General features: G+C 72.7%; 18 protein-coding genes. 6 read left to right on the forward strand and 12 right to left on the reverse strand.

The features are described 5' to 3' along the window. The first annotated feature begins 61 nt into the window (after positions 1-61). Entirely contained in the window at positions 62-880 is an 819-nt protein-coding gene (locus H9Y04_RS31950) for a L,D-transpeptidase family protein (protein ID WP_187817601.1), read from the forward strand. A gap of 235 nt (positions 881-1,115) precedes the next feature. Here H9Y04_RS31950 and H9Y04_RS31955 read toward each other — a convergent pair whose 3' ends face one another. From H9Y04_RS31955 to H9Y04_RS31985, 7 genes are all read right to left on the reverse strand, one after another. After that, the gene (locus H9Y04_RS31955) at positions 1,116-2,219 is read right to left on the reverse strand and encodes a hypothetical protein (RefSeq protein WP_187817602.1); all 1,104 of its coding nucleotides are present in this window, start codon (positions 2,217-2,219) and stop codon (positions 1,116-1,118) included. After that, positions 2,219-2,974, reverse strand: coding sequence for an RNA polymerase sigma factor (locus tag H9Y04_RS31960; RefSeq protein ID WP_187817603.1), 756 nt, complete (start codon positions 2,972-2,974; stop codon positions 2,219-2,221). The genes H9Y04_RS31955 and H9Y04_RS31960 overlap by 1 nt, the downstream gene beginning before the upstream one ends. Before the next feature lie 264 nt (positions 2,975-3,238). Further along, positions 3,239-4,009, reverse strand: coding sequence for a hypothetical protein (locus H9Y04_RS31965; protein WP_187817604.1), 771 nt, complete (start codon positions 4,007-4,009; stop codon positions 3,239-3,241). A gap of 104 nt (positions 4,010-4,113) precedes the next feature. Then, positions 4,114-4,920 (reverse strand): hypothetical protein, encoded by an 807-nt coding sequence (locus tag H9Y04_RS31970; RefSeq protein ID WP_187817605.1) that lies wholly within the window; start codon positions 4,918-4,920, stop codon positions 4,114-4,116. Further along, positions 4,917-5,519: an RNA polymerase sigma factor gene (locus tag H9Y04_RS31975; RefSeq protein WP_308801315.1), complete on the reverse strand. Its 603-nt coding sequence runs from the start codon at positions 5,517-5,519 to the stop codon at positions 4,917-4,919. The genes H9Y04_RS31970 and H9Y04_RS31975 overlap by 4 nt, the downstream gene beginning before the upstream one ends. Positions 5,520-5,659: 140 nt before the next feature. Next, on the reverse strand, positions 5,660-6,604 hold the full coding sequence (locus tag H9Y04_RS31980) for a L,D-transpeptidase family protein (RefSeq protein WP_308801317.1): 945 nt from the start codon (positions 6,602-6,604) through the stop codon (positions 5,660-5,662). 121 nt (positions 6,605-6,725) lie between these two features. After that, positions 6,726-7,169: a hypothetical protein gene (locus tag H9Y04_RS31985; protein ID WP_438818177.1), complete on the reverse strand. Its 444-nt coding sequence runs from the start codon at positions 7,167-7,169 to the stop codon at positions 6,726-6,728. Positions 7,170-7,990: 821 nt separating this feature from the next. Between H9Y04_RS31985 and H9Y04_RS31990 the strand changes: the two genes are divergently transcribed. The 3 genes from H9Y04_RS31990 to H9Y04_RS32000 all read left to right on the forward strand — a co-directional run bounded on the left by H9Y04_RS31990 (position 7,991) and on the right by H9Y04_RS32000 (position 13,807). Then, positions 7,991-8,473 (forward strand): hypothetical protein, encoded by a 483-nt coding sequence (locus tag H9Y04_RS31990; protein WP_214661842.1) that lies wholly within the window; start codon positions 7,991-7,993, stop codon positions 8,471-8,473. 20 nt (positions 8,474-8,493) lie between these two features. Then, the gene (locus H9Y04_RS31995; protein ID WP_236071743.1) at positions 8,494-10,839 is read left to right on the forward strand and encodes an FG-GAP-like repeat-containing protein; all 2,346 of its coding nucleotides are present in this window, start codon (positions 8,494-8,496) and stop codon (positions 10,837-10,839) included. Between the two features lie 220 nt (positions 10,840-11,059). Further along, positions 11,060-13,807 (forward strand): FG-GAP-like repeat-containing protein, encoded by a 2,748-nt coding sequence (locus H9Y04_RS32000; protein ID WP_187817607.1) that lies wholly within the window; start codon positions 11,060-11,062, stop codon positions 13,805-13,807. A 131-nt stretch (positions 13,808-13,938) separates the two neighbouring features. Here H9Y04_RS32000 and H9Y04_RS32005 read toward each other — a convergent pair whose 3' ends face one another. The 4 genes from H9Y04_RS32005 to H9Y04_RS32020 form a co-directional block, all read right to left on the reverse strand. Then, positions 13,939-14,433, reverse strand: a complete 495-nt coding sequence (locus tag H9Y04_RS32005; RefSeq protein WP_187817608.1) for a hypothetical protein — start codon at positions 14,431-14,433, stop codon at positions 13,939-13,941. Positions 14,434-14,491: 58 nt separating this feature from the next. Then, positions 14,492-15,829, reverse strand: coding sequence for an SMI1/KNR4 family protein (locus tag H9Y04_RS32010; protein ID WP_236071745.1), 1,338 nt, complete (start codon positions 15,827-15,829; stop codon positions 14,492-14,494). A gap of 54 nt (positions 15,830-15,883) precedes the next feature. After that, the gene (locus H9Y04_RS32015; protein WP_187817610.1) at positions 15,884-16,378 is read right to left on the reverse strand and encodes a hypothetical protein; all 495 of its coding nucleotides are present in this window, start codon (positions 16,376-16,378) and stop codon (positions 15,884-15,886) included. Positions 16,379-16,623: 245 nt separating this feature from the next. Continuing rightward, positions 16,624-17,094: a hypothetical protein gene (locus tag H9Y04_RS32020; protein ID WP_187817611.1), complete on the reverse strand. Its 471-nt coding sequence runs from the start codon at positions 17,092-17,094 to the stop codon at positions 16,624-16,626. An 88-nt stretch (positions 17,095-17,182) separates the two neighbouring features. On the opposite strand from H9Y04_RS32020, the gene H9Y04_RS32025 reads away from it, so the two are divergent. Continuing rightward, positions 17,183-18,520: an AfsR/SARP family transcriptional regulator gene (locus H9Y04_RS32025; RefSeq protein ID WP_187817612.1), complete on the forward strand. Its 1,338-nt coding sequence runs from the start codon at positions 17,183-17,185 to the stop codon at positions 18,518-18,520. A 123-nt stretch (positions 18,521-18,643) separates the two neighbouring features. Continuing rightward, positions 18,644-19,597: an IS481 family transposase gene (locus tag H9Y04_RS32030; protein WP_187817613.1), complete on the forward strand. Its 954-nt coding sequence runs from the start codon at positions 18,644-18,646 to the stop codon at positions 19,595-19,597. Here the strand turns inward: H9Y04_RS32030 and H9Y04_RS32035 are convergent. After that, positions 19,594-20,313, reverse strand: a complete 720-nt coding sequence (locus tag H9Y04_RS32035) for a DUF4328 domain-containing protein (RefSeq protein WP_187817614.1) — start codon at positions 20,311-20,313, stop codon at positions 19,594-19,596. The genes H9Y04_RS32030 and H9Y04_RS32035 overlap by 4 nt on opposite strands. Positions 20,314-20,402 lie beyond the last annotated feature (89 nt).

Below are 20,402 nucleotides of genomic sequence, written 5' to 3' on the forward strand. Positions count from 1 at the left end.
ATCATCTACAGGGACACGCGGCAGGTACGGGGCCTGGCGTGGTCTGACCTTGGGGGACGAGATGCAGCGGAATTCCGGCATACGGAGAGTTCTTGCCGCGGCCGCGGTGGTGGCGGTGGCCGCGGGGTGCACGGTGTCGGGTTCGGCCGGATCCGCGCCCACGAAACCGCCGGCCTCCTCGAAGCCCGCGGACGACAAGCCCTCGTCCACCCCGTCCGGCACCGCCGAGCCCGACGGTCCCGAGGCGCAGAGCGCGCTGTTCAGCAAGGGCGACAAGGGCAAGAAGGTGCGCGAACTGCAGGCCCGGCTGCGGCAGGTGGCCTGGCTCTTCGAGTACCCGGACGGCGTCTACGGGGACTCGACCGTCAAGGCGGTCGAGGGTTTCCAGGGCAAGCGGGGGCTGCCGAAGACCGGTGAGGTCGACGCGGTCACCTGGGAGCGGCTGCTCAAGATGACCTCGAAGCCGGGGTACTTCGAGCTGTACGCGGGCGGCGACCAGCCGGCCGCCAAGCCGGACGAGCGGTGCATGACGGGCCGCGTCCTGTGCATCAGCAAGACCAGCCGCACCCTGGTGTGGATGATCGACGGCAAGGCGCAGCTCACGGTGGACGTCCGCTTCGGCTCGGATCAGACACCCACGCGCGAGGGCGTGTTCCAGGTCGACTCCAAGAGCCGCTACCACCACTCGACGCTCTACGACACCCCGATGCCGTACGCGATGTTCTTCAGCCGGGGCCAGGCGGTGCACTACTCCTCGGACTTCAAGGCCCGCGGCTACACGGGCGCCTCGCACGGCTGCGTGAACGTGCGCGACGAGGCGAAGATCGCGTCCCTGTTCGGGCAGGTGCAGACCGGGGACAAGGTGGTTGTGTACTGGTGAGGTTGAGGGGCGCGGGCGGGTCCGGGGGAACGTGACCCGCCCGCGCCAACTGCACTGAGCCATGGGGTACGGGGGGAACCCCGGCTCGTGCACGCCGATGACCAGTCGGCTCACTTGTATCTGCGCCAAGGGCTCGAAAAGTGTCACACCTCGGCGGGAAGTTTTCCGCGCGTACCGCACACGTGGAGGAAAGCGCAGGTCAGACCGGGTCGGACGAGAGCCGGGCCGGACGCGCTCAGGCAGCCGCGCCGCTGGCGCCCGGTGTGGGGGCCACGCTCGCGGACGGGCTCGGGGCGGGCACAGCGGGAGCGACCGGGGGGACGGGAGCGCCGCCTATTTCTCCCTCACCGCCCTCGCCGTCCGAGCCGTCGCCCGAGGACGGTCCGCCGCCCTCGTCCCCGCCGGCCGTGCCGGGGCCCGTGTAGCCGCCCTCACCGCTCAGGCCGCCCTCGCCGTCCGTGTCCTGCCGTCCGGTCTGCCCCTTGAGCAGTTGCCTGCAGAACCGGTCGATCTCCGCGGTCCCCCTGGTCCCCTGGGCTTCCTTGGCCGCCGCCTCCAGGCGCCTGCGGCGGTCGCCGTCGAGCGGCCGGCCCGCCATATGGTCGCGGCAGGCCTGGACGACGCGGTCCTCCCACTCGTCCTTGGACCAGTCGTGCCGCTCGCCCTGGTCCGGGTCCTCGCCGCCCGTGCCGTCGCGGTCCTCGCCGCCGGTGCCCTGCGAGGTGCCGGGCGCCCCCGGCTGCGTCGGATCCGGCTCATCCCCGCCCGGTGTCGCGGACGGATCCTCGACGACGCCCGGCGTCGTGGCATCGGGTGCGGAGGAGTCCGGCGTGGGCGTGGCCGCGGCGGAAACAGAGGCGGCGGGCGAGGGATCGCTGTCTCCGAAAGGGGACGGCAGCACCCCTGTACCGGCCGCGACCGCCACCCCGCCGATCGTGCAGGCCGCGAACGCGGCGGCCAGGCCGAACCGCAGCGGGCGGCCCCAGAGCGTACGGCCGGGAGCGGCATGCGCGCCCCGGCCCGCGGCTGCGCCTCGTCCTGCGAGTGCGCCGCTTCCCACGCGTGCGCCGGCGCCGATCCGTACGGGAGAAGGGGACGCGGTCTCCCCCGCGCCGTGGCCGGCGGCCCGGAACGCCGCCAACGCGGCGGATTCACCGGGGAGTTCACCCGGCGCGTGACCGGTACTCGGGCGCACGGAGTCGAGGGCCTTCGCGAGCCGCTCGGCCCGCGCCGCCCCTTCGCCGTCATGGCGGCCGTCGCCGAAGGCGTCGACGGGCTCGCCGCGCAGCAACCGCTCCGCGGCATCCTTCGTCAACCACCGGTAGTGCTCGTCCGCCATCACATGTCCTTCTGCGTCCGCATCCGCGAATGCGTCACACCGCCGGGCCGGCCGTGCTCCGCATCGTCGGGACGTTCGTGCGTCACCCCGTCGTGCCCGCGCGGGCCCCGGGAGGAGGAGCCGGCGCGCTGCCCCGGGACGGCGCCGAGCCCGCCGTCGCCGGATCCGGAGCCGGGGCCGTGGCCCGTGTCCGGGCCGGAGTCCGGGTCGGCGCCGAGCAGTTCGGCGAGCCGTTTCAGACCGCGGTGCGCGGCCGTGCGGACGGCGCCGGGGCGTTTACCGAGGGCCTTCGCCGCGCTCTTGGCGTCGAGACCGACCACCACGCGCAGCACCACGGCCTCGGCCTGGTCCTGCGGGAGCTGGGCGATCAGCGCGAGGGTGTTGCCGGTCGCGAGGGCCTCCATGGCCTCGCCGGCGGTGTCCGACTCGCCCGGTTTGCCGGTGAGTTCGCTTTCGTCGCCGCCGATCAGCGGCCGGCGCCCGCGCATCCGCAGATGGTCGAGCGCGCGATTGCGCGCTATCCGCGCGGTCCAGCCGCGGAAGCGGTCCGCGTCGCCCTCGAAGCGGTCCAGATCGCGGGCGATCTGCAGCCATGCCTCGGAGGCTATGTCCTCCGCGTCCAGTTCGCCGACCAGTGTGCGGACATAGCCGAGCAGCCGCGGATGCACGGCGCGGTACACGGCGCGGAACGCGGTCTCGTCCCCACCCTGTGCCGCGAGTACCGCGGCGGTCAGCTCCGCGTCGTCCCCCAGCAATGCCTCATCCTGCCCGTGTCGCAGCCCGGTGCGATCCAGCACGCTACGGCGTCAACTGGTGTCGCGTCCATGTTTGTACAACGTGCAACTAGTGAGTCACACAGCGGGGTGTGATCCGGGTCGCAGGGGGTGTGACACAAACCGCAGCCGCGGCGCTGTACTTAGTGCGGGCGGCTCCCCCCAAGGACCGCCCGCACCCGGCGACAGCCGGAGGCCTCTCCTGTGGGGGGTGGCGGCCTCCGGCTGTTCGCTCGGGTACGCGCCTCACGCGTCGAGCAGACCGCCCGCCATGTCATCGGCCTCGACCACGAGATGGGCGGGCGGCGCCTGGACGCGCACGGGCGTGCCGTAGTCGGTGAAGCTCAGTTCGTCGCCGGACGCGCGCGTCGCGTAGCGCAGTTGCGGCGGACCTTCGGCGGCGACGTACAGCGTGCCGTCCGCCGCGTCCCTGCCGGTCAGCGGGATGACCCGGACCCCGTGCCGTACGGTCGGCGCCCCCGCCTCGACAGCCTCCGCCTCGAAGGGCAGGGACCGCGCGCCCGCCTCGAGGTTGCACTGTCTGCCGAACGTCCCGTCCGGATCGGACATCTTGAGGTACTTGCCGCGGATCAGCTCCACCCTGGGCTTCACCTCCGCCTCGGTGGCGGGCCCGCGCCGCTCGGCCTCGTCGAGGATCTCGGCGAGCGCCTGGGCCGTGTAGCGGATGTACGCGTCGCTCGCACCGCCCGGCCCGGTGACCACCAGGACTTCTGCGCGCTTCATGGGCCCCGCGTCGTACGTGCCGGTGCAGTTGCCCTTGCGGTCCATGAGCATGGCCTGCTCACGGGCGCCGCTCGTACGGGTCATCCGTACCGACGTGGCCTCCCTGAACAGCCGGAAGGACTCCGCGGCCAGCTTCTCGCCGCGCTCCTCGCCCCGCCCCTGCTTCTCGCCCTGCCCCTGCTTCGCCGCGCTGTCGCCCCGCGACCAGGTCCGCTCGCCGTCGGCCCCCGACTCGCCCGTACACCCCACGAGCAGGGCCGCGGCCAAAGCCACCCCCGCGGCCTGCCGTCCCCACATTCCGGCCTGCCGTCCCCGCATTCCGGCCTGCCCTTCCATCGGCCCGCGCCCGGCCGGCCGGCGCCTCGTCGCTCGCCGCGTCATCGTCCGCTCCCCTTCGGGTCCGGGCCCTGTGCGGCCCCCTCGTTCTGCGCCGAGCGGTGCGGCGGCACGTCATCGGGACCGATGCCGCCCCTGTGCCCCTGCCCGTCGGACGCCGCGGCGCCCCGCCCCCGGTCGGCTTCCGCCAACAGGCGCGCGCAGTACGCCTGTACGTGGCCCCGACCGCCCGCGGCTTCGGCGAGCCGCTGCCGCGCGGGGGCGTCGAGCGCCTTGCCGCCCACCCTGCCGGCGCTGCGGCACAAGGCCTCGTCGCTGCGCGCCTGGTCCGGGGTGCGCCCCGGTGCCGTCGAGGCATGTCGGCCGTTCCCGGCCCCGTCCTCGCCCTCGCCCTCGCCGCCGTCGGACTGCCGGTCGGGGGCGGCCGGGGTCGTGGGAGGCGTCGGCTCGGGCGCGGGGTCCGGGCGGCCGCCGGTCACCGCGAAGGCCGCGCCGCCCAGCGTCAGACCCGCGAGCAGGGCGCCGAGCGCCACCCGCCAGCTGTGCCGACGGGCCGCGGTACGCGGCCGCCAGTCGTCACGGCGCCGCGTCCGTACCGCACGGTGCGCACCGGCGTCCCGCGCTCCGCGGAACGCGGCCACCGCGGCGGCCTGCGCCGCCGGATCGATCGCGAGACCGGATACGGCACGGTGCAGGGCAGCCTCGGCAAGGTCCGCCCGGTCCTCCCCCGCACGCCCGCCCGGCGGGCACGCCGCACCCCCGGCTGCGCTCCCGCGCACCCGCTCGCCTTCGTCCACGCCCCGGCCCTCGCCCTCGCGTTCTCGCCCGCGCATCCCGTCACCGCTCATCTCGCACCCCCCAGCGTTCGCGGAGTCCCATCCGTCACACCTTGCTCCGCGAGCCGGGTGCCCAGACGCTTCAGTCCCCGGTACGCGGCCGTCCGAACCGCCCCTTGCCGTTTGCCGAGCACCCGCGCCACCGACGGCCCGTCGAGCCCGACCACCACCCGCAGGAGCACCGCCTCCGCCTGGTCACGGGGCAGTTCCGCGATCAGCGCGAGAGCCCGCTCGGTCGCCAGGGTCTCCAGCGCCTCGGCCGAGGTGTCGCCCGCGCCCGGGAGTTCGAGGAGTTCACTTCCGTACGGACTCTGCTGGGGCCGCACCTTGCGGCGGCGCAGCAGATCGAGGGCGCGATGGCGGGCTATGACGGCGGACCAGCCGCGAAAGCCGGTGCCGTCGCCCTTGAACCGGCCGAGGTCACGGGAGATCTCCAGCCAGGCATCACCGGCCACGTCCTCGGCGTCATCGCCCACGAGCCCACGCAGATACCCGAGCAGACCCGGCTGCACCATCCGGTACACCGTCTCGAAGGCCTGCTCGTCCCCGCCCTGCGCCCGGAGAACCGCAGCCCCCAGCTGCTCGTCCGCGGCGCGCGCCGACTGCCCCACCTATGTTCCCAACCCGCCCCTGCGGCACTGTGCACCGTGCCCGTGCTCCCCGGGGTACTGCGCCGACCGGCACAGAAATGTCACAGCTCTCTGACAGGAACCCCGTTTGCGGAGGCTATCGCGCACGCGACGACGCCCCTTCACCCGATGGCGATCCGCGGATGCGCACCGGGCTTGATCCACGTCATGATCGCGTCCATCGTCGTGCGCGGCACCGACACACAGCCGGCCGTCGCGCCCTTGCCGTTCACATGCAGAAAGATCCCGGCGCCGCGGCCGGGCGTCGCGGGCCACCGGTTGAAGTCGATGACCAGCGCCTTCGCGTACTGCGTCGGGTAGTTGACCAGGTGCTCGCTGCCCCGCTCGCCGCTCTCGGTGAGCGGGAAGTCGGCGCCGGCCTCGGTGTGCATCTGGTTGTAGAACTTCGACTCGGGGTCCTGCACCCACCAGTGCGTGGAGTTCACCCGCGTGTAGGGCATCGACGTGCCGCCCGCCTCGACTCCGAAGCCCTCGGTGAGCGTGTACGTGCCGCCGGGCGTCGTGTACGTGTTCTGCCGCCGCGTCGCACCGGGCACGACCCCGTTGGAGCCGACCCGGCCCGCGGTGGTGCTCAGGACGGACTTCCAGCCGGCCTCGCCCTTGGCCCAGGCGGTGACGGTCGCGTACGAGCCGGCGGACTTCACGGTGATGAGCTGGGTGGCGTTGCCGACCTCGACCGGGACGGGGAAGTCCGGTGCAGCGGGGGCCTGTTGGGCCGGCTTGTCGGGCGTGGCCGCGGCGCTCTTCGACGGTGAGGGCTTGGCGCTCGGGCTCGCGGAGGCGCTCTTCGACGGCGAGGCGTCGGTGGGCGAGGGAGAGGCCGGCTCGCTCGCCGCCTCGTCCGGCGTCGCACCCGCGCTCTCCAGCGCGTCTGCCTGCGCGACGGGATCCTCCCGTACGCCGCCGGCGGCCTTGTCCTCCATCAGCCGGTAACCGGAGACCGAGGCGAGCACGAGCACGCCCGCGGTCGCCGCGATGCGCAGCCGGGCCTTGCGGGCCCCGTCCTGCCGGCGCCGGCCCGCGCCGCCCTCATCCCGTCGCTTCACGCTCGCCCTTCCTGTCGCTCGGTTCTCGCGGTGCGTTCGGTTCTCGCGGTGCGTTCGCTTCTCGCGGTTCGCTCGATGATCAAGCCCGTACGGGATGTAAGGGATGTATGCCGCGGACAGGTCACGCGACTGCCTTACGGGATCGCCCGTGCAGCGTCAGATAGAAGGTCTGCAGCGATTCCTCGGCCCCGGCCTCGAACCGGTTCACGACCTTGCCCAGCGGATTCCACACCCGTCCGTCGGGCATCCGCACACCGACGGCCTGACCGAAGTACGCGCGCTGCGCCGCATCGAACTCGACCCACACGGCACCGGCCTGCCGCACGAGCACTTCCCCCACGTACGCGCCGAGCCCTGCCAACGCCCGTTCCGGTAAACGGACTTCGCCCGCACCCTTGCGCAGCCCGTCCACCATGAAGTCCACGACGCGCAGACTTGCCACCGAGTAGTCCAGCGGCAGCGGATTGCGCCGCGTCACGTGCGCGACGAAGGCCCGCGCGCGTGCGCGCATCCGAACCTCCACCGCGACCTGTCCGGAATCGCGCCCCTCGCCGGCCTTGCTCATCCCCGCCCCTTCGCCGTGCCACCGGGAAGCCCCTCGGCTTCCCACCGGACCCAGCGCGGCGGCTTGCACGATCGTCACGGGTTTCGGGCGTGCCCCTTCTCACGCCCCGACTTTCCGGAACCCGTACAACCGTTTCCGCTTCTCGGGTGTCTGCGGCGCCCGCCGCTCGACGGAGTCCGCCCTACTCGGGGTCCAAGTCCCCGCAGAAACCCACCGCGGCGATCCCGTGCCCTGGTGACGGTCCGCCAGAACTCCTCATCGGTGTGGACGAGGACCCAACCGTCGTGCGCGGCACCGATGTTCAGCGAATCCCCAGGAAGCCCCTTGCCCCGCCACAGCGAAATCCCGGGCATGCGTCACTGGTCACCCCGCCACGACGCAGCAGCAGTTCGGCGTCCGGCTCCCGGCCTGCCTCCCGTACCTGCTCCGGGTTCATACGGCGGGCCAAGGTCAGGGCCGCGTGAATTCCATCGCTCCGCACGCACCTCCAATTCCCTCGCGCCAATCCCTTCCGGGTATCTGCGCCATTCATCCTGCCGAGGCATTCAGCATCCCGCTTCCCACACTGGATCCCGATCTCGAGCGCTACCGAGCTCGGGGTGGCCGCACGACTGCCCGCGGCCGGGGTCCGCTTGCCCGTGAGCTCCTTGACCCGCCGCCGGACGTTCACGCCCAATGCCCTTTCCTTTCATGGGGAGTTCCCGGCGATTCATCCGATTCGTCCACCTAGTGGAATCCGCCGTTCCTCGTGCGGTATAACCGCCCGGCTCTCCCCACGAATACTTCGCGTGAGAAACGCACGCCCGACGAAAGCAAGGCCGATGTCATCGACGGAAAAGACGGAGCCGAGCGAGCAGGAAGCCCCTGCGAAGAAGGCTCGGGGAACCGAAAGGCCGGGGCTCATCGCCGCCGCCGCGGTGCTCGCCGCCTGCACCGGGCTCGTGCTCTACGGCGTGCTCAGCGGCCAGGAGGAGAAGCCGGAGCGGAAGGTGCCGACCGCCGCGGTGACGTACGAAGTCAGCGGCAAGGGCAAGGTCGAGATCACCTATCTCGCCCGCAGCGAGGCAGGCAGGGCGAGCATCGCGAAGGACGTCGAGCTGCCGTGGAAGAAGACCGTGCAGGTGCCGCTCGGCAAGCCGCCCACGGTCTACATCGTGCTCGACGAGCAGGGCGGCCAGGTCCGCTGTGCGCTCGCGATCCGCGGCAAGCACGTCCAGAGCGCCACCGCCTCCGGCACGTACGGCAGGGCCACCTGCCGTGGCGAGCTGCCGGCCCCGGCACCGACGGAAGAGGTCGCCAACTGATGGCCGGTACAAGGAAGTCGATGATCGCTCCGGCCCTGGTGTGCGGGCTCGCGCTCGGGGCGTCCGCGCTCGCCGCACCCGCCGCGGCGGCCCCCGGCCAGGCCGACGCGCACCGTCGGGCCGCTGCGGCCGACGCACACAGCGGCGAGGTGCACACCCTCGACATCCCCGGCGGCGACCCGCAGAAGCGCGCACTGAGCGCCCGCTCCACCCGGCCGTTCAGCATGCTCGGGCTCACCTGGGACGACCCGGACGCCCGGCTGACCGGTACCGCGGAGGTCCGTACGCGCTCGGCGCGGAACGGCAGTTGGTCCGGCTGGCGCGCGCTCGACACCGATGTACGCACCCCCGAGTCCGGGCCCGAGCACTCCGACTCCCGTGTACGGGGCGGCACTCAGCCGCTGTGGACCGGCGATTCCGACGGTGTGCAGGTCCGCACCGCGGGCAGCAGGCTGCCCGACGGCCTGCGGGTCGAGCTGGTGGACCCCGACGGCGGCGCGGAAGTCACCGCCGCCCCGCGCACTGCCGCCCCGGACACCGCCGCCCCGCGCACCGCCGCCCCGCTCCCCGAGGTCACCCCGCGCTCCGGCTGGGGCGCCGATGAGTCACTGGTCGCCGATCCGCCGACGTACATGACGGACACGAAGGCGATGTTCGTCCACCACACGGCGGGCACCAACTCCTACACGTGCGCCGAGTCCGCCGAGATCGTGCGCGGGATCTTCCTCTACCACGTGAAGTCCAACGGCTGGAACGACATCGGCTACCACTTCCTCGTCGACAAGTGCGGCACGGTCTTCGAGGGCCGCGCGGGCGGCATCGACAAGCCGGTCCAGGGCGCGCACACCTACGGTTTCAACACGGACACCAGCAGCATCTCGGTGCTCGGCGACTACAACACCGCGACCACCAACACGGCAGTACGGGACGCCATCGCGAAGGTCGCCGCCTGGAAGCTGGGCCTGTACGGGATCAACCCCTCCGGCACCGTCGTCCTGACCGCGGCCGCCGCCAACGGCAAGTTCACGGCCGGGCAGAAGGTCACGATGGGCCGGATCTCGGGTCACCGCGACGGCTATCCGACCGAGTGCCCGGGCCAGAATTTGTACGACGACCTTCCTGCGCTCCGTACCGCCGCGGCCGCGGCCAACTCGCCTGCCGGGCACGGCGATGCGAACGGTGACGGACACGCGGACCTCGCGGCGGGCGTGCCGAAGGCCACCTCGGGCGCCGGGCAGGTGACCCTCGTCCCGGGCGGGCGCTCCGGCCCGTACGCCCCCAACCGCTCCGTGATCACCCAGGAGTCCGAGGGAGTCCCGGGAGAGTCCGAGGCCGGCGACGGTTTCGGTGCGGCGGCCGCGTACGGCGATCTCGACCAGGACGGATACGAGGACCTCGTCGTCGGCTCCCCCGGTGAAGAGGTCACCGCGGGCGCGAGCGACGAAGGCGGTGTGAGCGTGCTGCGCGGCGGCCCGAACGGGCTGACCGGACAGGCCGGGATGCTCAACGAGCCGGCCGCGCAGCGCACGAGCGCCGCCGGGTTCGGCTCCGCGCTCGCGACCGGGGACTTCGACGGGGACGGCGGCGACGACATCCTCGCTCTCGCGCCCGGCGCAGGGCGTGCGTGGGCCGTCGACGGCGCCGACCGGGCGTTCTCCGCGCCCGCGCCGCTCGGGAGCGGCGGCCCGGTCACCGAACCGGCCGTGGCGGCAGGGGACTTCGACCACGACGGATACGAGGACGCCGCCCTCTCCTTCCGTACGGAAGGAGGTGAGCGTCCGCTGACACTGCTGCGCGGCTCCGCCACCGGTCTGCGCACGGACGAGCCCGTCACGCTGTCCGGCGCGGGCGGCCGTGCCCTCGCCGCCGGGGATCTGAACGGGGACGGGTACGACGATCTCGCGGTCGGACGGCCGGACGCGGGGGAGATCGCCACGTTCCACGGGTCCGCCGGCGGACTCACCACCACGGGCGCTCCCGTCGTCGCCGAACCGCTCGCCGGCGCCTCGCTCGCCGTGGGCGACAGCGACGGCGACGGCTACGCCGATGTGCTGGCCGGGGCGCCGGCGGCCGACGACGCGGCCGGGCGGGCGGTGCTGCTGCACGGCAGTGCGGACGGGATCGGCTCTCCGGCCGCGTACGCCCAGGGCGCGGGCGGGCTCCCCGGCAGTGCCGAGGCGGGCGACCGGTTCGGATCCGCTGTCGCGCTCGCCGACTTCACCGGCGACGGGATCGCCGAGCCGGCCTTCGGGGCCGGCGGTGAGGACTCCGGAGACGGTGCGGTCCTCACGGCGGGCGGTGTGCTGGCACCCGCCGCGCTGGGAGCGTCCGCGGCGAGCGGGGTGGGTGAGGTGTTCGGCCACTGAGACACCACACGTGCCGGCGTGGTCCGAGCCGTATCCGTACAACCTGAGCCGCCCTTCGGGAGTCGTAGCCCCGCAGGTCTGCGACCTGAGGGACGGCAGTGACAGTTGTGCCGGTCCGCGCGCTGGACAGCATGAGCCCTCGATACGTCGGGGGCGGATGAGCCCTCCCTACGTCGGGGGCAGTTGAAGCAGTCCGAAGGAACTTGCGAGGGGTGGGGCATTGAGCCCGCGGAACACTGAACGTTCGAGACACGCGCGGTCCGCGCCGACGAGCCATGCGTACAAGCCGCTGAGCCTGAAGCGGCGGGCCTGGCTGACGGTGGCGGCGGTCGTCGCGGGCGGGGCCGGCATCGCCACGTACGCGGTGGCGGGACCGACCGACGCCAAGTCGGGCCACTCCGGCCCGAAGGTGCGCGCCGCGACGGTGCGCACCATGGACCTCGAGGCGCAGGGCGCCGGTCGCGAGGGCGTGGACAAGCAGGACACCAAGCAGTTCAGCAGCCTGATGCTCACGTGGGACAGCGCCAAGGCCAAGCTCAACGGCAAGGCCGAGGCGCGGGTCCGCTCCATCGAGACGGGCGCCTGGTCCGCCTGGCAGGCCCTGGAGGTGGACAACGCCGCGGACGGCAAGGAGGCCAAGGGCATCCTCGGCGGCACCGAGCCGATGTGGACCGGTGGTTCCGACGCCGTCGAGGTGCGCGTGACCGCGGCCGACGGCACATCCACGGCCGGGCTCCCCGAGGGCATCGAGCTCAAGCTCATCGACCCGGGTGTCACGCCCAAGGAAGCGGCGGCCCCGCAGCTGGAGCCGGCCGCGTTCGCGCTGCCGGCCGAGGAGACCACGCCCGCCGCGGAGACCACGCCCGCCGCCACGGAGTCGTCCTCCGCGAGCGCCTCCCCGTCCCCGTCGGAGTCCGCCTCGCAGAGCCCGGCCCCCTCGGCCTCGGCGAGCGCCTCCCCGTCGCAGTCGGCCTCGCCCTCGGCGACCACGTCGCCCTCGCCCACGCCGACGGTCCCGGCCCCGCTGCCGTCCAAGGTGGTCCGGCCGCCGATCATCCCGCAGAGCCAGTGGGCCGACCCTGACGTCGAGCACAACGGGACGCCTGAGTACAACGCGGAGCTCAAGGCCGTCGTCGTCCACCACACCGGTGTGGACCTCGACAACAGCACCACCTGCAAGGACTCCGCCGTCCAGATCCGTGCCCACCAGGAAGCCCATCTGGCCAAGGGCTACTTCGACATCGGCTACAACTTCCTCGTCGACAAGTGCGGCCAGATCTTCGAGGGCCGCAGCGGCGGAGTCGACCTGCCGGTGCGCGGCGCCCACGACTACGGCTTCAACACGGACACGCTCGGCATCGCCTACCTGGGCAACACCGAGACGGTGCCGCCCACCCGGGCCGCACTCGACTCCATCGCGCGGATCGCGGCCTGGCGCCTGGGCCAGTACAACGTCAGCCCGACGAGCACCGTGACGCTGACCTCCGCGGGTGACCTCAACGCCCAGGGCAACAAGATCGCCAAGGGTCAGACGATCACCCTGCCGCGGGTCTTCGGCCACCGCGACACCAACGCGACGGCCTGCCCCGGCAAGGGCCTGTACGCCAAGCTCGGCCAGATCCGCTCCTTCGCGGCCCGGCCCGGCATCTCGCACGCCCTGCCCAGCACCGACATCCGCCCGGCCGCGGGCACCGTGCGCGACGGTCTCGCCGACCTCGTCGTCGGTGTGCCGAAGGCCTCCGGCGGCGGTTCGGTGGTCGTGGCCCCGGGGACGTCCGCCGGCGCCTCGAGCACGTACGACAAGACGTACCACCAGAACAGCACGGGTGTGCCGGGCGGCGGCGAGTCCGGTGACCAGTTCGGCGCGGCCACCGCGGTCGGCGACCTGAACGGCGACGGTTACGCGGACCTGGCGATCGGCGCCCCGGGCGAGGACGACTCCAGCAACGCCGACCGTGGTGCGATCACCGTCCTGTACGGTCCGCAACTGGCCTCCGGTACGCAGTACTTCAGCCCGACGGGCCGGACGCTCGCCCGGGCGCGCTACGGCGCCGCCGTGGCGGTCGGGGACTTCAACGCCGACGGCAAAGCCGATGTGTTCGGCGTCGGCGAGGGTGTGGGCGCCAAGGGCCTGTGGTCCGCGCAGTACACCGGCAAGGGTGCGGGCACCGGCGACCTGTCCACGGCCGCGATCCGCTACCCGGACGCCGCCTCCGGCGACTTCAACGCCGACGGCTACGCCGATGTCGCGGTGACCTTCACCGACTCCGGCGGCAAGGCCCGGGTGCGCTGGCTCAAGGGCGGCGCGACCGGTCTGACGATGGTCGGCCAGCTGTCCGTGCCGGGCGGCCGCTCCATCGCCGCGGCCGACTTCAACAACAACGGCAGCGACGACATCGTCATCGGCCAGCCGTACACCGCCGAGTCCGGCGCCAAGGCGGGCGGCCAGGTCACGATGCTCCTGACCAGCGGCGGCTCGTTCACCACGACCGGGATGCGGGTCCTGCACCAGGACAGCACGAGCGTGCCGGGCGGCGCCGAGGCGGGCGACGCCCTCGGCAAGTCGGTCGCGGCCGGCGACTACGACGCCGACGGCTGGATCGACGTCCTGGCGGGCGGGCCCGGCGAGGACCTGAAGTACACGGACGGCGGCTCCGTCTGGATGTTCAAGGGCACCTCGACCGGTATCTCCGGCACGGGCAGCGTCAGTTACAACCAGGACACCTCCGGTGTCGCGGGCGGCGTGGAGAAGAGCGACCGGATGGGCTCCGCGGTCTCGCTCACCGACTTCACCGGTGACGGCAAGGCCGATCTGATGGTCGGCGCGGACGGCGAGAACAGCGGCGACGGCACGCTGATGTACCTGCCGGGCCGCTCCCCGCTGGCTCCGTCGCAGACGGTCTACCTGGGCCGCTCGCAGTTCGGCACCGCGGCTGCCATGAACCTGGGTGGATATCTGGCGCCGTAGTCCCGGATGTTCCGACCACTCGCCGTGCCGCGCTTGTCCAGGCGGCACGGCGAGTGTCGTTTTTACGGGGAGCGGATCGGCGGCCGTTCAAGTGGGCCTGAGGGGCTCACGCCCTCCGTACGTCGGAGGGCTCACACCCTCCCGCGCTCCCGCCGCGACACCACCGCCCGCAGCACACGGCGCCCTTCCGTCGACAGGTCGAGCGCGCGCCGCAGCCCGCCCGCGCCCTCCTGCGTCAGGAGCTCCAACACGGCTGTCTGGCGCCGCAGTTCACCGGCCGCGAGCGGTCCGTCCCCGGACGGGTCAAGGGTGCGGTGGATCTGCAGCGCGGCCACCGAGCAGGCGTCCGCCCAGGTCCGCAGGCCCGGCTCCGAGCGCTCGGCCGGCACGCCGTCCAGCATCGCGAGCGTGAGCTCCGCGGCCTCACCGGTGCGCTCACGCGGCACCGATTCCCGTACGGAACCGAGGAGCGGCCCCCAGGGCGCGCCCTCCGCGAGGCCGGCCCACAGCGGTCGCAGGGTGTCGTCGGACGCACCGAGCACCGGCAGGCACCGGTCGAGGCACGCGAGACCGCTCGCGGCCAGACTCCGCTCATCGCTCTGCGCGATCAGCTCCACCAGACTCATGACGCTCTCCGTTCCGGACGCTGCACCTCCCCTTTCAGCGCCACCCGGTCCGGAAACGTCACCCGGCCAGGTCGCCTTCGAGCGTGGTCCAGGTGATCGGGGGGCGGCCCCACAGGGCGAGAATCTCGTTGGAGAGCTCCGTGATCTCCAGCGGATGGTGGTGCTGACGGGTCTCCACGGCGCAGGCCTTCAGGCTCGGCGGCACGGCCTTCGCGTCGAGCAGCACGCGCCAGTCCTCCGGTGCGAGCTCAAGGAACTCCAGGTGCTCCAACTGCCCGATCTCCAGCGGGTCGGCGAGCGTTCCCGGGTACGCGGACAGCGTGCGCAACCGAGGCAGTCCGAGGACCGGGGCGAGGCGGAACGGTTCACCGCTCCAGACGCCGAGGCTCAGGACCTCGAGGCCGGGGTGGGCGGCGGCTTCGATGCTCTGCAGGCAGGCACGGTTGACGTGCGCCACGGGGGACGGGCCCTCGGTGCCGCCTCCGCCACGGGACGTGCGGCGGCACACCAGGTCGGTGAGGGACGCGGCGACCAGGCCCGCGCCGGCGTTCTGCTCATGGTCGATGACGATGACCTGCCCGATGTGCCCGCCGGGCCCCGGCGTCAGGTCGAGCGCGATCCGGTCCCCGCCGCCGGTGTCACCGAACACGATCCAGCCCGGCGACCCCACGAGCTGCTGCACGGCCGCGTCGGGCGCGGTGTGCACCGCCGCCGTCGCCCCGTGCTGCCAGGGGGCGGGACGGCTCGCGGCATCGGCCACGTACACCCTGTCCAGCGGGAAGAGCTCACAGCCGACGGCCATGGCCTGCTGCTCCAGGTCCTCGTACCGCTGCTCCGGCCCCGACGCCCTGCGTGGCGCACCCGTGACCCGGTACAACGCCATGAGTTCCGCCGGCAGTTCGACCCCGAGCCGCGCCTCGGCCGCCGCGATCTCCGCCTCGCTCGCCCCGACGTCCCGCGGCAGCCGCTCCCGCAGCAGCCGCTCCAGCTCGACCGGGTCGGCGGACGGCGCGGGAACAGCACCCGGTGAGGGCTCCGGCAGCCGCCGCCACGGCTCGGGCACCGCGCCCTCGACCAGGATCAGCGCACCGGGATGCGCGCTGCCGATCCCCGCCGACACCGCCGTGTTCGGCTCCATGAGCCGCAGCACGGCCCGTCCCCCGGCCGAGATCTCCGCCATGAGGGCGATCTCCTCGACGCCGGCGTCCGCCACCAGACCGCTCAGCTCGCGCATCACATCGAACTTGTCGGGGCGGTCCTTGACCTGGGCCGCGCGCCCGGGCCTGGGGCGGGAGGGCGACAGCGGAAGGCTGAAGCCCCATCGCCCCGCCTGCCCCGCCACGAACCCGCCGGGCTCGGCCAACCGCTCCCAGTTGGCCTCCCACAGAAGCCCCAACACCGGCTCCCACGTGGCGAATTCACGTATCCGCGCAAGCGACAAGAGACAACCTCAGCTCTCAGGAACGCCGAGCCGCTCCAGGAACCGGAAGAACAACAGCTCGGCGGAGGGCTCGGCGGGTGCGTTCAGTACGGCCACGACATCAGCCGTCTGCACCGTATAACCCGCCTCCGACGCCCAGGCCGCCGCCCGCTCCGCCGCATCCTGCGCCGGCAGGAACAGATCGTCGGGCTCCTTGCCGTCCGCGGCGAGGAACTCGGCCATGGCGCCGCGCGCGAGACACGCGTTCCACGCCCCGCTCTCCGGTCCGGCCGCCTCCACCGCGACACAGGAGCTGTCCATCACGAACCCGAACAGCGCGGGCGCCCCGGTCTCCCGGGCCAGCGCCGCCATCGACCCGATCTCGGGGACCGAGGCCTCCCACACCTGCCAGCCGTCCGGCCGTTGCTCGTGCAGCGAAAGCCCCTCCCGTACGTCCTCGAACGTTGTGCACTCCGCAAGGGGCCGCTCCGCGCGGCCGACGACGTAGTACCCCCAGAACCCCATGCCTTACTCCCCGCCCACGACGTCTTTGACGTGAATCCAACACATCTGCGAGGCAGTTCGCCACCGAAAGGCACAGATGGAAGGCACATCAGGAGCGGACGGTCGCGTCCGGCCGCCCGCGATATGCCTTGAACATCCCCTTGTTCACGGTCCCTCATCCGCGTGTTCACGGTCGCTCATCCGCGTGTTCACGGTCGCTCGTCCCGGCCCCGGCGTCCCGGGCGTCGCAGGCGTCCGAAGGACTCTCAGTCGATCCGCGCACACAGCGGGTCGACCGAACCCGCCTGCAGGGTCAGCGTCTTGTACCCGGTCGCGCTGATGTCCAGGGTGTACAGGCCGTCGACGATGTACAGGCCCCGCGGCAGAGTGCCGCCGTTCTCCGCGAAGCCGACGAGGACGGGGCCCGCGACCTTCCAGTGCTGGGAGCCGCCCTTCGCGTAGGTGACCAGCGCGCTGCCGCCCGCGTCCGCGTCGTACGAGGCGCCGGTGCCGGTGTTGGTGACCCGTACGACCAGATCGCCCTTGTACGCCACGGTCCTCACGGAACCGTCCGGGTCGGTGGCGACGACGCGCTTGACCACCTCGTCGACGACGGGTTCGCCGTGCACGGCGAAGTCACAGCGGGCACCGGCGAGCATGTCCCAGGGCGCCGAGGGCGCGGGGACCCAGCCGCCGCCGGCGGTGAGTGCGAGCAGGGTGGCTGCGGCGAGATACATGAGGCCTCCAAGTGGTGTCCGGCGAAAGGAACTTCAGCCTCGGGCCCGCACCTGACCATTCACTGACCACCGCCTAGGCTGCGCCCCCATGGAGTTCCAGCTGCTCGGCACCTTCGAGGCGCGGCACGCGGGCGGCGGCGCCCTGCCGGGCGTGCGCCGCCAGGAGCGCCTGCTGCTCGCGTTCCTGCTGCTCGACGCGGGCCGCACCGTGCCGGTCGACCGGCTGGTCGAGCTCCTCTGGCAGGGGCGGCCGCCCGGTGCGGCACGCGGCACGGTGCACACGTACATCGGACGGCTGCGTGCGGCACTCGGCCCGTACGGTCTGCGGCTGACCACGCACGACGACGGCTACCGGGCCGAACGCGACGAACACCGCATCGACACCGCGGAGTTCACCGGCCTCCTGCGCAGAGCCGCGCAGGCGGGAGACCCGGCCCACCGCGTCGAGCTGCACGACCGGGCCCTTGCCCTGTGGCGCGGCCCGCTGCTCGATGGTCTGGCCGACGAGCCGCTGCGGGCCCGCCTGGGCGGGGTGCTCGCCGAGCAGCGCCTGACCGCCCTCGAACGGCGGGCCGAGGACCTGCTCGCGATGGGCAGCCACCACCGCGTGGTGGCCGATCTGATGCCCGAGATGCGCGGCAGGCCGCCGCGCGAGCGCCTGGTCCTCGTCCAGATGACCGCGCTGTACCGCAGCGGCCGCACCGCCGAGGCGCTCGACCTCTACCGGGACACGCGCACCGCCCTGGTCGACGAGCTCGGCCTCGAACCCGGCGCGGAACTGCGCGAGTTGCACCGCCGCATCCTGGCCGGCGACCCCCGCCTCGACCGTCCCCCCGGCCCGGTGTACGCCGTGCGCGTCCGCGATGTCTGGCTGCCCTGGAACACCAGCGGCCACCCCGCGCTCGAGTTCTGCAATACGTACGCGGGCTGGGGCAGCCCCGCGCTTCCCGGCGCCGACTGGCTCGCCCGCTATGCCTCGCTCGCCGTCTGGGCCGGCCATCTCGGTCTCGCCGACGACCGGACCGTCGACCGCCTCCTGACGGAGGCGGACCGCGACCCGGGACCGGCCGACGCGGCCCTCGCCGAGGCCCGCGCCCTGCGCGCCGCGCTGTACGCGTGCTGCACGGACCGCGCGGACACCGGGGCGTTCAAGACGGTCGCCGCGGCGGCGGAGGAGGCCGCCGCCCACGCCGAGTTCACCCGCGGCCCCGACGGCCTCGGCCGCTGGACCGTCAGCCCGGCCACGGGCCTGCGCCTGCCGCTGCTCGCCGCGGCCCACAGCGCGGCCGGCCTCCTCGCGTCGCCCCGCGTCCACACCCTGCGCGTCTGCCCGGGCAAGGACTGCGGCTGGCTCTTCCTCGACGAATCCGGCCGCCGGCGCTGGTGCAGTCTGGGTACGTGCGGGGCGGTGCGGCCCTCACCGTAGAGCCGAGCAGCCCTAGATGTGCTGTCCCGGCACGTTGGTGACGTGTCGGTGGTCTTGCACGGGTGAGGGCCTTCTGGGTTCGGTGTGGATTGCGACATCGACGCCGAGTCTCAGGAGGCCCTCGTGGTCCACCGTAATGCCCCGCTGACGCCGACCGGGAGACTGCGGCTGGCCCGTTGTGTGGTGGAGGAGGGCTGGCCGCTGCGCCGGGCCGCGGAACGGTTCCAGGTCAGCCACACCACCGCTGCCCGCTGGGCCGACCGCTACCGACAGCTCGGCGAGAGGGGGATGTGTGACCGTTCCAGCCGCCCGCACCACCAGCCCCGCCGCACCCCGCCCGCCATCGAGGCCCAGGTTGTGCAGCTACGACGCGAACATCGCATCGGACCTCTGCGCTTGGCCGCCCGCTGCAATGTAGCCGCCTCGACCGCGCACCGGATCCTGACCCGCCACCAGCTACCCGCCCTGGCCACGCTGGACCGGGCCACCGGTGAACCGATCCGCCGCTATGAACGCGCCCGGCCGGGCGAGCTGGTCCACATCGACGTCAAGAAACTCGGCCGGATCCCCGACGGCGGTGGCCACAAAACCCTCGGCCGTGCGGCGGGACGCAGGAACCGCAACGGTGTTGGACTGGCCTATCTGCACACCGCGTTGGACGACCACTCCCGCCTCGCCTACACCGAGGACCTGCCCGACGAGAAGGCCCCGACCTGCGCCGGCTTCCTGATCCGCGCCACCGCCTGGTTCGCCAACCAGGGCGTCACCGTCGAACGCGTCCTGACCGACAACGCCTGGGCCTACAGCAAGAACACCTGGCTTAAGACTTGCCGAGATTTGGGCATCCAGCCGCGCTGGACAAGGCCCTGGCGACCTCAGACCAACGGCAAGGTCGAACGCTTCCACCGCACCCTGCTCGACGAGTGGGCCTACCACCGGCCCTACACCTCAGACGCCGAACGACAAGAAGCATTTGCCGACTGGCTGCACTGGTACAACTTCCACCGACCCCACACCGCAATCCACGGCCAAACCCCGGCCAGCCGCGTCACCAACCTGTCCGGACAACACACCTAGAGCGCCGGCAGGTTCGGCACGAACGGCGGGGTCGACGGACCCGCCAGCGCCTTCGCCGTCTGCATCGCGGTCAGGCGCCGGACGAACAGGATCGCGGCGATCACCGCCGCGATGTCCAGGGCGTCGGTGACGAGGACCGAGACGAGCGCGCTGTGGACCGCGTCCAGCGACTCGGCCCTGGCGTACTGACGCGACGCGATCCAGCCGAGCGCCGTGGTGGCGACCCACAGGCCCCACCACATGTTGAGGAGTTTCTCCTTGCGGCTCTGCTCGTCGACCGCGCTGGCCCGCCAGATGTCACCGGCGATCCCGCGCGGGATCCAGAAGCACCCGAACGGAATGAACCAGCCGCCGATCGCCCAGCCGCGCGAGCGCGCGTGGCCGGCGGGCTCGAACACCTCGGCGTTGGTACGGGTGCGCCAGAACCAGCACAGGAACAGCACGATGGCGGCGACCATGGCCGCGGTCTGGCCGATGCCCGCGGCCCCGTACAGCACGTCGGCGCTTTCGATGTCCGCGTCCGGCACGGTGAACGGGTCGTCCTTGAGCCGGTTCACCACGCCGAGCGAGTTGAACCCCGTGAACACGGCGAACAGGTCGGTGAGGCCGACCACACCGAGCAGGATCATCAGCGCCTTCGACAGCCCGACCGGCGACTTCAGATAGACCCCCGGCACCACAGGCACAGGCACAGGGACGGACGAATAAGCAGGCATGCCGGACATGCGAGAACCCCCCACGGGTCACGGAAAAAGGAAACGCGCGCCGCGGCGCCCTCTCCCCGGGGGCACCCGCAGCACGCGGA

The organism is Streptomyces polyasparticus (assembly GCF_014493765.1).
Classification (GTDB): domain Bacteria; phylum Actinomycetota; class Actinomycetes; order Streptomycetales; family Streptomycetaceae; genus Streptomyces; species Streptomyces polyasparticus.